This is a genomic window from Planococcus sp. ISL-109, assembly GCF_018613655.1.
In the GTDB taxonomy this organism is placed as follows: Bacteria; Bacillota; Bacilli; order Bacillales_A; family Planococcaceae; genus Planococcus.
The window spans coordinates 106458-116799 of record NZ_JAGGPW010000001.1; the positions used below are offsets into that span (position 1 = coordinate 106458).

Genomic DNA, 10342 nt, shown 5'->3' on the forward strand with positions numbered 1-10342 from the left:
TTCAAAGAGCGTTCGATTGGACTTTGTTATTCACTCAACAAAAATTCCATCACAACATCTGCATACCAAACTAAAAAGATTAACCCAATCAACGAAGCAGCCATCAATAAGGACACCATGCGAAAAGCCAATAGCTGATATCTGTCCGGAAAAAACTTCTCGCTGCACCAAAATGCAAAGGTGAAGAACAAGCCGAGCACAGCGAAGGGACCGTCTCCGTATGAAAATCCTTCATCCAACTCCCGCTTTTCGCCATTTTTTAACGGCTTGAATGCTACATATATATTTTGAATCGCCACGCTCCCCAAAATGAGCGTAAAGGCGGCAGAAGCCCACAGCGGCAAATCTTGTTCTCCCCTTTAACCTATTCTTTGTTTAACATTCTTCGATGAATCATAATGTTCTCCTCTACTGTTATCCAAGAATGACCGCCAGATTTTCATCAATCCGTTCCAGCACCTCGACATATCCAAAGGCCAGCGCTAGATACAATAGCAAGAACACCGATGCGAAGCTTATGAGTTTCACTTTCGCGCTCAGATGGAACAGCTTGATGCGCTTGTGCTCGATAATGAAGTATAAGCTCACCGGAATGAGCAAGGAGATGAATGCCAAGTATTGTTGCAGCGTATTGATGTCGGTCTCCATGGCGATTAAACGCAGCCAGTCGCTCGTTTCGTAGTCCTCGACATTCACCGTCACTGTGCTTTTCTCGATGCTTCCTTGTGTGATGGTAATTCCTTCACGCACCTGCTCAAAACTGACCGCTCCCGGAAAGATGTTCAGGTGCGCAATTATAAAAGACGTGAATACCAATAACACTAGATAAGGCAACATTTTCCTATTGTCGTTTTTTCTTGAATGGGTTTGATTCATGCGCTCTCCTACTCCTTCACTCTAATTAAGCACCTGCATCAAAGTGCTTAGAACCATGAATATCAACCATTCATTGAGAGAAAATTCCGCTTTTTTGAAACCATATTTTCATTATACCGTATAGATATGTTAGGGATATTAACATTTTTTTCAAAATATACTAATTGGAGGTACGTATGAACAATATACTCGTTGTCTCGATTACCATTCTCGTGTTGGCATTCGGCAATTGGATCGCTGCCTTTTTTCTGCCACTCGGATTTTTGGATATCGCTATTCCCTTCGCCGGGCTCGCGGTAGTACTCGTCTACTTTTTCAAATCGAATGGCGGGATGGCAAGCCGCCATTTGGATATGTCGATCCAAGGATCTACCGGCATCCGGATGGAACAGACAACCCCAGTCACCGACAGGTCCTATGTATTGATTGGCGCGGTTTTATACTTATTATTAATGGTAGGAATTACGTTCTTTGTGTATCGTGACTATTTTTTGAATTGATTGATCGGTTCTTAATTACTTTTCATAGAGGTGGAAGAAATGAAACGGTTGCTGGAGGTTTTCATGAAGTTTATATACGGAGTGATCGGCATCGTCTTGATCAGTGCCACGCCTGCCTTATTCGGCGGCGCTTCTTTTTTGGATTTCCGCTCTTATCTGACGGCTTTGCAGCAAGTGTTCGCCGCTTTTTTCACGCCTGCAGAATGGACGCTGCACTACCAAAACCCCTTAAGCTTTGAAACTTGGCCTGTCAGTTTTTCGGAGTTCTTAAGCGGACCTTATTTGTATTCGATGCCTATTTTATTCATGGCTTTAGCATTAGCCTTTATTCTGGCCTTTATCCTATCATTTATCGTGTTATTAACGGACGGTGCCATCAAAGGTTTCTTATTGCGGACTGCGAAAATCATTGAATCGTTTCCCGATTTCGCCTACATATTCCTGATCCAAATTGCGGTTTTGTTCTTTTTCCAAAAAACCGGCATTTTGCTGCTTAGCTTTTACAGCCTGGGGGATGACCGAATTTACTTGGCGCCTGTTTTGTGCCTCGCGGTCTTGCCTGCACTGTTGTTTTTCAAGCTTTTTATCCTGTTGTATGAACAAGAACAGCAGCGTTCTTATATCGAATTGGCGCGCTCAAAAGGCTTGAGCCAATTTGATATCCTTTGGAAGCATTGCACATCTAATGTGTTGCAAAGCGTATTTTATCAATCAAAATCGATCGTCTGGCTGACACTTTCCACTTTGTTGATTGTGGAATATTTGTTCGGCCTGAATGGGATTCTCTATTATTTGCGCTCTGACTTCAGTCCGAAGGGAATCACTTTTATTCTATTAAGCATTTTCATCCCCTTCTTTCTCATCTACACGGTTATAGAGCTCGTACTGCTTAGAAAATTTGAAATCGAACGGAACGCTGTGTTCGAGAAATTCAACCTGCGCCTTTTTGACTTTCAGGAGATTCGGTCCAGCATCCGTTCACTGTTTTCGATAAATAAGATGCAGATGCTGCGCTCCCGTTTTATCCGAAAACCTAAAATCCTCCTTCCGGCATTGCTTGTTGCGGGGCTTCTCCTGACGAGCCTCCTGTACGCCGCTGTGACGGGAGACCATATTGCCCAAACCCAATATCTTTATGGTCAAGATGGCGGCATTGACAGCAGCGCTCCTCATGCGCCTTCTGCTCAAGTGGTTTTCGGCACCGATCCTTACGGCTATTCGATCGCCCAGCAATTATTGGTCGGCATGAAATCCACCATCATTTTGAGCTTGCTCATCGCTGGGCTGCGAATCTTTTTCGGCTACCTATTCGGCATTCTTTACACTTTCTTTTTTACACGCAGAATTCGCCAGGCCGTCAATTCCATCGCAGACGGCATGCATTTCTTGCCGCTGACCTTGCTTACGTTCATTTTGCTGATTCCTGTTCTTATCGGCCGTGGTGAATGGGACACCACCTTAACAGAGCGGCTGATTTACCAAGTGCTGATCATGTCTCTGGTGGTGCTGCCCGTCACGACTAGTGCCATTGGCAACGAAATGAATGAAACTTTGAAAAAAGAATACGTCATCAGCTCTGTTTTGATGGGCGGTTCGATGAGCTGGATTTTGGCGAAGCATATCCAGCCCGCTCTGTGGCCGAAACTGGCGTTAATGTGGGTGCAGCATATTGTCCAAGTGCTGCAGATGTTCGTTCACTTAGGGATCTTGTCTGTTTTTGTCGGGGGCGCCCTTTCGCAATCCGACTCCCCGCGCCTGGTTCCCGAAATATACGAGCTGTCCGGCATGATCGCCATTTCACGGGAAGTTTTTGCCACTAACCAATATTGGATGATTATTCCGCCGCTGGCTGTCTTCATGATATTGATTTACTGCTTCAGCGCGATTGCCGATGGGCTTATACAAAAGCAAGCTCCTCCACTGCCCGTCCAAAAAGCGGAAAAAGCACCAGAGCCTCACAGCTTAAGCAGTTCTTTTACGAGGATCAACAATCCAAAAATCAGTGAAGATGCGAATTAACTTGTGCTTAGCTATCCTTAAGTTTTAACGTTTTCAAGGAATACCCGTCAGCTGATAACTCAGCTGACGGGTATTCCTTTTGCTATTCGAGTGGATTACACAAACTATTTCGCACTGCTTTGCGCTTCTGCAATCCGCTTCAGTTCACTTGCCCGGTTCATAACGAATCGCGTCATATAACGTTCGAGAAACAGTTTGTCGGCGAGCTTGCCGATGATTCCATAAGGCGATCGGTAGGAAAAGCGCTCTTTCATGATTGTCCCGCCTCTATCCGCTGTGAACTCATGTGTGTGAGTGAACGAATGGAAAGCGCCTTTGACCATTTCATCGCTAAAACGGTGCGGCCGGTCCATCTCGGTGATTTTCGATGTGAGCTTCTGGCGGACGCCGAGATGCGTCGCTTCCCATGTCACCCAATCGCCGAGTTCCATCAAACCGCTCGTCGTCCCGTCAATTGCCAGTTCGTTGGTCTTTGCCAATGTCACCATATGCACATCAATGCTTCTTGCCAAATCAAAACAGTGTTCGATCGGGGCTTCAATGAAAGTTTCATGGAGAATCTCCGGCATCGCGTCCCCCTCTTTTCTCGTTTTCGCCAGCTTATATTCACTCATAGTTGATCGCTTATCATTGCTTACCCTTTGCCCGCCTTCTTTAGTCCAAGGCTAGTTGTTGTTGGAAGGGTCCTATCAGGAAGAAGGCATGACCGATTACGCAGCGCAAGTTCAGCATGTATTTGAATGCATCGATCAGAGCGGGATTTGTGATTGAGCAAGTGGTGGAAACCGATGTGCCTGCTGAATTGAAACATGTGGAAGCGGAACTGTTGGATCGTTACTATTCGCTGTACAAAGCGCAGAGATTCCCGACGACTTTCATTATTAAAGCACTGAAATAAGGTTCAAATCTACGAGACCCCGTTTGGCGCAATCGCTCAAACAGGGTCTCGTTTTTAATTTCGGCTTGTGGAAAAACTGGACTGAAATTTATTAAACTATTAGATCGCTTGGAATGGCTATAGCTTCCGGACGCTCTTTTGGAGGCTTTCTGTCTCATTCAGCACTCCATTTCCGCTGATAATAGATGATGGTCAGCAGGACGATGAATTCCGAGATCGGAATCGCAAGCCATGCCCCCGTGACACCAAAGAACACCGGGAGAATGGTCAGCAAAATCAGCAGCACCACGATTTCACGTGCAGCGGTGATCCATGTCGCCATGCGGATATTTCCGGTCGACTGGTAATACGTCATCATGACGAAGTTCGTGCCCATGAACAGGTATCCGATAAAGAACAGTTGAATGCCCGGAACTGCCAAGTCCAGCACGGAGTCTGGAAAATCACCGAAAACACCCGCAATGGAAGCCGCGAAAAACTGGCCGATCAAGAAAAAAACTGCGCCCGCCGTAACAGCTGTTCCAATCGCCAACTGAAGCGTCTTTTTGATTTTCGCGTGGTCTTGCGCTCCGCTATAATAGCTGACCAACGGCTGGATCGCCGAGCCCATGCCGAGAAACATGAGAAGCATGACACTGTGTACATAATTGAGAATCGCAAATGCAGAAACTCCGGATGTGCCGGCTAAGCGCTCGAACACATTATTATGCGAGATGGTGAACACCGACATGCCGACTTCTGCTAGAAAGCTCGGGAAGCCGATCACTAAGATCAATAGCATCAGCTTGCGGTTCAACTTAAAACGCACGAACCGCAAATTATTGCTTTTTTTGAAGAAATGCGTGCAGAGGACCAGCATCCCGATAAACGCTGCGATTAAAGTCGCAGCCGCAGCACCCATGACGCCGAAGTCCAAAATGAATAGAAAAATATAGTTCAGCGCGATATTCAGCAAGGAAGTCGTGACAAGCGACACCATCGCCAAATTCGGGCTGCCGTCATTGCGGACCATAATGCTGAGGGCATTCTCCAGCGTAAAGACAAAACCGAACAATAGCATCAAGTACAAATAATCCGCGACGTATGGATAAGTCTCGGCATTCGCGCCGAGCAAATAGGCAAGCTCTGTCCGGAACGGAAATGCCAGCAACCCGATGAGGAGCGTGACCGCGAAAATCGACACGATGGCATGCGAGAATACGATGCGCGCCTCATCCGCCCGCTTGGCTCCCATAAGCGCGGAAAAGCGGGTAGCTCCACCGACTCCGATCCACAGCGACATTGCGACAAACAGTGTGTAAACAGGTACGGCAATGCCGACACCGCCCAGCGCGACCGGCCCGAGCCGATTGCCGACCATAATCCCGTCGGCGACAATATTGACTGCCATCAGCAACATGCCGATGGTCGACGGCACTAAATAACGGATAAACGATTTGCTGACCGGATCCGTGTCAAGCCGGTGCACGGTGTGCTGTTCTTTCATGATTGATGCTCCTCCTCGGTCCAAAACTACCGAAAACTTTTTTTGTTTTTTTAGTTTTCTAACGGTCCAAAAAATACTGGCCTGCGACAGCCAGCACCTCTCTAACCTTTTTTCATGAAACCGTGCATCAATAAGTCACTCATCAATTCGACAGCCTCTTTAACAGAAATGCTTTGTTCGGAAAAAAACTGTTGATCCAGTGAAATATTGACGACGTTCAAAATCATCTTGACTAATAAATCGATGTTTTGCTCTTTGATAAGGCCGGATTTCATGCCTTCTTCAAGCAATTGCTTTAACTCATCCCATTGATTCAACTCCCGGTCGACCCGCTCCCATTGCTCCGGGTAATAGCGTTTCAACTGCTCCAAAACACGCAAATCGTAAAATTCACTGTGGTTGGGGATAATCAATATCGTTTGATGGATTTTCTCTTCCAGGCTCAAGGTTTCATCTTCTCTGATTGCGCGCGAGCGTTCTTCATGCTCCAAGAAAGTCAGGTCGATGATGGATTCGAGTATCTCCAGTTTGGAGGAAAAGTTTTCATATAAGGTGCGCTTGCTGATACCGAGCCGTTTCGACAGATCATCCATCGTAAACTTGATGCCGTTATTGCGGGTTTCTTCGATAAATGCCTGCATGATTCTGGTTTTCACATTCGAACCTCCTCTAGAAAACTAATAATACTATAATAGTTTTCTTAGTTCAAGCAAAATCCTGTTCCGAGAAATGGTTTCCTCCCCAAAAAAAGACTGGCTCTAATAGCCAGTCTTTAAACCCATCAAGTCAATAGCTCTCCGGCTTTCGTTTTCTCCAAGCGGTACATCAACACGACACCCAGGATTGCGCCGCTGATGCTCGAGACGAGAAACGGCGGCATGAAGAACAAGGCGCCGACTTCCGTCCCCATCAAGATGCGCGCGTATGGCACTGCGACAAGCGAGGCGACTATGCCGGTGCCGATGATTTCACCCGCTGCGGCGAACCCGAGCCGAACACTGTATTGGTAAAACAAGCCGGCGAGCAGCGCTCCGATCATGCCTCCGGGAAACGCCAGCAAGGAGCCAGTGCCGGTCAATACGCGCACCGCTCCGGTCAGCATGGCGATGACGACGGCAGGTCCCGGGCCGAACGCGACTGCTGCGATGACATTGATCGCGTGCTGCACGGGATAGGCGCGGGCGATGCCAGCAGGAAACCATATAAAGGCGGACCCAGCGACGGCGAGTGCGACGAACATCGCCATTAAGACCAGCTTTTTCGTATTCATCCGACTCGCCTCCCCGGAATCGAGCCTTGGAAGCGCTGGATTTGCCCCATGACGTCTTCCGCCTGAGCGATGGATGAAATGACGGCGATGCCCGATGCTCCGGCTTGCCAGACAGCTTCCGCATTGTGCGGTTCGATCCCGCCGATTCCGATAATCGGCACATGCGGATATTGTGCTTTCACTTTGCGGATTTCGTTGACGCCTGCCGCAGGTTTTGCATCCGCTTTGGAACGCGTGCCATACACCGGCCCCATGCCGAGATAAGTCGCACCGCAAGTCAGCGCTTGGTTCGCTTGTTTGACCGAATGGACCGACACGCCGAGCGCCATCGAATAGCCGATGCGCTTTCTCACCGCCCCGCAATCCATATCTTCCTGGCCGATGTGGATGCCGTCTGCGGCTACTGTACACGCGAGGTCGACGTCATCGTTGACGAAAAATGGCACTTGGTAATCCGTGCATAAAGTTTTGCACGCTGCCGCAAAATCTTCGAGTGCTGCTCCGGTTAAAGCCCCTTCGCCTTTTTCCCGCAGTTGGAAATGCGTAATACCGCCTTCGAGTGCTTCCTTGAGCAGTGCAAGCGGCTCTTTAGTACCGGCGTTGTGCGTACCCATTAGAAAATAAATCGCTGGATTGTCGAACAAGGTGAACCACCTCCTTGTCAATCGCTTCCCGGTAAGCGGCGTGATGCGTCGGGCCGTGGCCGCTGCCGATACCGAGCGGATAGGCGAGCGCTGCTTGAATGAATTCCTTGGCGGTGAATAAAGCTTCTTCCACCGGTTTGCCTTTGCCGAGTTCCGCCGTAAGCGCCGCAGAAAACGTACAGCCCGTTCCGTGCGTCTGTTTCGTCGCGAGCCGCTCTGAGCGCAACAGCAGCACCGTTCCTTCCTGATCTAAATAAAAGTCTTCCGCAACGTCAGGGTCTGTGCTATGTCCGCCTTTAATGATAACCGCCTGTGCGCCGTGCAAAAGAATCGCTTCGGCCGCTTGTCTTCGACTTTCTTCGTCTGTGATGCGGATGCCGCTCAACACTTCCGCTTCCGGGATGTTCGGGGTGATGAGCGTGGCGAGCGGGACGAGTGAAGTTTTGATGGCTTCGACCGCTTCCTGCTGGAGCAGCGAGGCGCCGCCTTTGGCGATCATGACCGGATCGACAACGAGATTTTTCCAATTGTGGCGTTTGATGCCCTGTGTTACTTCTTCAATGATTCGTGCATCAAACAGCATACCGGTCTTGACCGCGCGGATGTCGAAATCACTGCCGATCGCATCGATCTGTTCCCTGACTGCTTGCTGGTCCATCGGGTAAATGCCGTGCACGCCGGTTGTGTTTTGCGCAGTTACCGCCGTGACGACCGAACAGCCGAATGTGCCGAGTTCCTGGAAGGTTTTCAAGTCCGCTTGAATGCCTGCGCCTCCCCCCGAATCCGATCCGGCAATCGTCAATACTTGCTGCTTACTGTTCATACAGAACCGCCTCCTGTTTGGTTGAAAGTTCATCCAAAAAATTCAGCTGAAAACTGCCCGGCGCTGACGCAGATTGTGCGGCACGCTCACCGGCAATTCCGTAAAACCGCAACCCCTGTGTGATCGTCTCGATTCGTGCAGCTTCAGGATCTGTCAAATAGGCGGCCAATACCGCACTGAGCAAGCAGCCCATCCCAGTGACCGACGCCATTAACGGGTGACCCGCTGTTACCCATTCCATCTGCTCACCGTCCGTCACCACGTCGACTCTTCCAGTGACTGCGACGATCGTTTGATGATGATGCGCCACTTGTTTGGCGAGTTCCGCAATATCTCCTTCACCTTCCCCGGCATCGACGCCGTGCGCTTGCCAGTTTGCTCCCGCAATGGCCGCCAGTTCTCCAGCGTTGCAGCGCAGTAAGGTGATGTCCAACTCCGTGAGTAAACGTTTCACAGCTTTCAGCCGGTAAAGGGTTGCACCGGCACCAACCGGATCCAAGACAATCGGAATGCCTTTTTCCATGGCGGCATGTCCTGCGATGAGCATGCTGTTAAACGAGCGTTCGGTAATCGTGCCGATATTGAGCGACAAGGCATCGGCGTGGCCGGTCAATTCCGCCACTTCCTGCTCTTCATCGCCCATCACCGGCGACACGCCAAGCGCCAAGAGTCCGTTCGCCTGGAAGTTCGAGACGACGTGATTGGTGATGCAGTGGATCAACGGCTTACGTGCACGCAATTCATTTAACATGGTTCACACTCGCTTCCGTCACAGCCGGAAGCTCCCAACTTTCCATCGTCCACGCTTGCTGCCAGAACTGCCACTCGTAATAGCTGCTTCTCATGAAATGAGTCTTTAATTCCTTGCGGCGCACATCTGGCAAACCTTCTGCCAGTATATTCATCCGCTCGATCTGTTCATTGACGAGTTCACCGAACCATTCCGAGCCATACGTCGCGATCCAGCGCTGGTAAATCGGTTCACTCGGCGTCGCCGTCTTCAAGCGCTCGCCGATTTCAAAGTAAAGCCAGTAGCACGGCAACAGCGCTGCTAGCACATCCGCAAGATTGCCTTGTGCCGAGCGGTACATATGCGATACGTACGCATATGCATGAGGCGACGGCTCGAATATTTCCCAGTCCTGTTGTGTGACGCCGAGCAGTTCCATAAACGATTCATGAAGCGCCATCTCCGCAGCGCATGTCTGTTCTGCGTGGTGCGCGAATGATTGCGTCGTCGCTAGATCAGTCGCTTTCACTGCGCCGAGTGCCTGCACTTTCGCAAAATGCGTCAGGTAATAGGCGTCTTGCATAACGTAAAATTTAAAGACATCGAGCGGCAAAGTGCCTTCCGCGATCCCTTCGACAAACGGGTGTTCAAAACTGGCGTTCCATAAGTCTGCACATTCCAAGCGTATTTCTTCACAAAATGTCATGTCGCTCTCTCCTTTTTTTAGGCAAAATAAAACACCGCTTCCCAATTGAGGGAAGCGGCGATAGAGGTCAGCTGAAAATTCGAGGAAAGCTCACAACTCGCCCACTTCCCTACGCTGGTATGATCCAGATCAGGTTCAAAGGGTCCGGACAATGTCCGTCTCAGCCAAAATGGCTCCCCTAGTGGAATAGCGATATTTAGTTGTTGTCGGCATTACTATATCATAGCTTGCCGCCGAATTCAAAACTTTGTGAATTTGAAGTGGTTGGTGACTGTAATGATAGTAAGGGTAACACGGTTCGATGATTCATCTTCAGGTGAGCCGCAGCTTCGCTTTGGGTTGAGCTTTCGCATTGAGCCAGCAAAACCAGCTGTCTCACTGCATCGGCTC

At 49.4% G+C, this 10342-nt stretch carries 13 protein-coding genes and 1 riboswitch; of the genes, 3 read left to right on the forward strand and 10 right to left on the reverse strand.

The window, feature by feature from the left end; all coding sequences use genetic code 11:
• Positions 1 to 26 precede the first annotated feature (26 nt).
• Positions 27 to 344, reverse strand: coding sequence for a hypothetical protein (locus J7E21_RS00475; RefSeq protein ID WP_215103719.1), 318 nt, complete (start codon positions 342 to 344; stop codon positions 27 to 29).
• Positions 345 to 414: 70 nt separating this feature from the next.
• Positions 415 to 876 carry a hypothetical protein gene (locus J7E21_RS00480; protein ID WP_215103721.1) on the reverse strand — a complete coding sequence of 154 codons (462 nt, stop codon included), beginning with the start codon at positions 874 to 876 and terminating at the stop codon, positions 415 to 417.
• Between the two features lie 176 nt (positions 877 to 1052).
• Between J7E21_RS00480 and J7E21_RS00485 the strand changes: the two genes are divergently transcribed.
• Both J7E21_RS00485 and J7E21_RS00490 read left to right on the forward strand, forming a co-directional pair.
• On the forward strand, positions 1053 to 1376 hold the full coding sequence (locus tag J7E21_RS00485) for a hypothetical protein (RefSeq protein WP_215103723.1): 324 nt from the start codon (positions 1053 to 1055) through the stop codon (positions 1374 to 1376).
• Between the two features lie 63 nt (positions 1377 to 1439).
• On the forward strand, positions 1440 to 3395 hold the full coding sequence (locus J7E21_RS00490) for a hypothetical protein (protein ID WP_215103725.1): 1956 nt from the start codon (positions 1440 to 1442) through the stop codon (positions 3393 to 3395).
• A 104-nt stretch (positions 3396 to 3499) separates the two neighbouring features.
• On the opposite strand, the gene J7E21_RS00495 is transcribed toward J7E21_RS00490, so the two are convergent.
• A complete protein-coding gene (locus J7E21_RS00495; protein WP_215103727.1) occupies positions 3500 to 3964 on the reverse strand; it encodes an SRPBCC family protein in 465 nt (154 codons plus the stop codon).
• Positions 3965 to 4125: 161 nt separating this feature from the next.
• On the opposite strand from J7E21_RS00495, the gene J7E21_RS00500 reads away from it, so the two are divergent.
• The gene (locus J7E21_RS00500; protein WP_215103729.1) at positions 4126 to 4293 is read left to right on the forward strand and encodes a hypothetical protein; all 168 of its coding nucleotides are present in this window, start codon (positions 4126 to 4128) and stop codon (positions 4291 to 4293) included.
• Between the two features lie 154 nt (positions 4294 to 4447).
• Here the strand turns inward: J7E21_RS00500 and J7E21_RS00505 are convergent, their stop codons facing one another.
• From J7E21_RS00505 to tenA, 7 genes are all read right to left on the reverse strand, one after another.
• Positions 4448 to 5779 carry an MATE family efflux transporter gene (locus J7E21_RS00505; protein WP_215103731.1) on the reverse strand — a complete coding sequence of 444 codons (1332 nt, stop codon included), beginning with the start codon at positions 5777 to 5779 and terminating at the stop codon, positions 4448 to 4450.
• A gap of 101 nt (positions 5780 to 5880) precedes the next feature.
• Positions 5881 to 6435 carry a TetR/AcrR family transcriptional regulator gene (locus tag J7E21_RS00510; protein WP_215103733.1) on the reverse strand — a complete coding sequence of 185 codons (555 nt, stop codon included), beginning with the start codon at positions 6433 to 6435 and terminating at the stop codon, positions 5881 to 5883.
• Positions 6436 to 6560: 125 nt separating this feature from the next.
• Entirely contained in the window at positions 6561 to 7049 is a 489-nt protein-coding gene (gene thiW, locus J7E21_RS00515; protein WP_215103735.1) for an energy coupling factor transporter S component ThiW, read from the reverse strand.
• The gene (gene thiE / locus J7E21_RS00520) at positions 7046 to 7693 is read right to left on the reverse strand and encodes a thiamine phosphate synthase (protein ID WP_251047729.1); all 648 of its coding nucleotides are present in this window, start codon (positions 7691 to 7693) and stop codon (positions 7046 to 7048) included. The genes thiW and thiE overlap by 4 nt, the downstream gene beginning before the upstream one ends.
• Positions 7638 to 8516, reverse strand: a complete 879-nt coding sequence (gene thiD, locus J7E21_RS00525) for a bifunctional hydroxymethylpyrimidine kinase/phosphomethylpyrimidine kinase (RefSeq protein ID WP_215103737.1) — start codon at positions 8514 to 8516, stop codon at positions 7638 to 7640. Before thiD ends, thiE begins: the two co-directional genes overlap by 56 nt.
• Positions 8506 to 9267 carry a hydroxyethylthiazole kinase gene (thiM, locus tag J7E21_RS00530; protein ID WP_215103739.1) on the reverse strand — a complete coding sequence of 254 codons (762 nt, stop codon included), beginning with the start codon at positions 9265 to 9267 and terminating at the stop codon, positions 8506 to 8508. Before thiM ends, thiD begins: the two co-directional genes overlap by 11 nt.
• A complete protein-coding gene (tenA, locus tag J7E21_RS00535) occupies positions 9257 to 9952 on the reverse strand; it encodes a thiaminase II (RefSeq protein WP_215103741.1) in 696 nt (231 codons plus the stop codon). Before tenA ends, thiM begins: the two co-directional genes overlap by 11 nt.
• An 89-nt stretch (positions 9953 to 10041) precedes the next feature.
• A riboswitch (TPP riboswitch) is annotated at positions 10042 to 10142 on the reverse strand.
• Between the last annotated feature and the right edge of the window lie 200 nt (positions 10143 to 10342).

Excerpts from the sequence above, each read along its gene's own strand:
- J7E21_RS00480 (WP_215103721.1), bottom strand. The coding sequence starts at position 876 with ATGAATCAAACCCATTCAAGAAAAAACGACAATAGGAAAATGTTGCCT.
- J7E21_RS00485 (WP_215103723.1), top strand. The coding sequence starts at position 1,053 with ATGAACAATATACTCGTTGTCTCGATTACCATTCTCGTGTTGGCATTC.
- J7E21_RS00490 (WP_215103725.1), top strand. The coding sequence starts at position 1,440 with ATGAAGTTTATATACGGAGTGATCGGCATCGTCTTGATCAGTGCCACG.
- J7E21_RS00495 (WP_215103727.1), bottom strand. The coding sequence starts at position 3,964 with ATGCCGGAGATTCTCCATGAAACTTTCATTGAAGCCCCGATCGAACAC.
- J7E21_RS00500 (WP_215103729.1), top strand. The coding sequence starts at position 4,126 with ATGTATTTGAATGCATCGATCAGAGCGGGATTTGTGATTGAGCAAGTG.
- J7E21_RS00505 (WP_215103731.1), bottom strand. The coding sequence starts at position 5,779 with ATGAAAGAACAGCACACCGTGCACCGGCTTGACACGGATCCGGTCAGC.
- thiW (WP_215103735.1), bottom strand. The coding sequence starts at position 7,049 with ATGAATACGAAAAAGCTGGTCTTAATGGCGATGTTCGTCGCACTCGCC.
- thiD (WP_215103737.1), bottom strand. The coding sequence starts at position 8,516 with ATGAACAGTAAGCAGCAAGTATTGACGATTGCCGGATCGGATTCGGGG.
- thiM (WP_215103739.1), bottom strand. The coding sequence starts at position 9,267 with ATGTTAAATGAATTGCGTGCACGTAAGCCGTTGATCCACTGCATCACC.
- tenA (WP_215103741.1), bottom strand. The coding sequence starts at position 9,952 with ATGACATTTTGTGAAGAAATACGCTTGGAATGTGCAGACTTATGGAAC.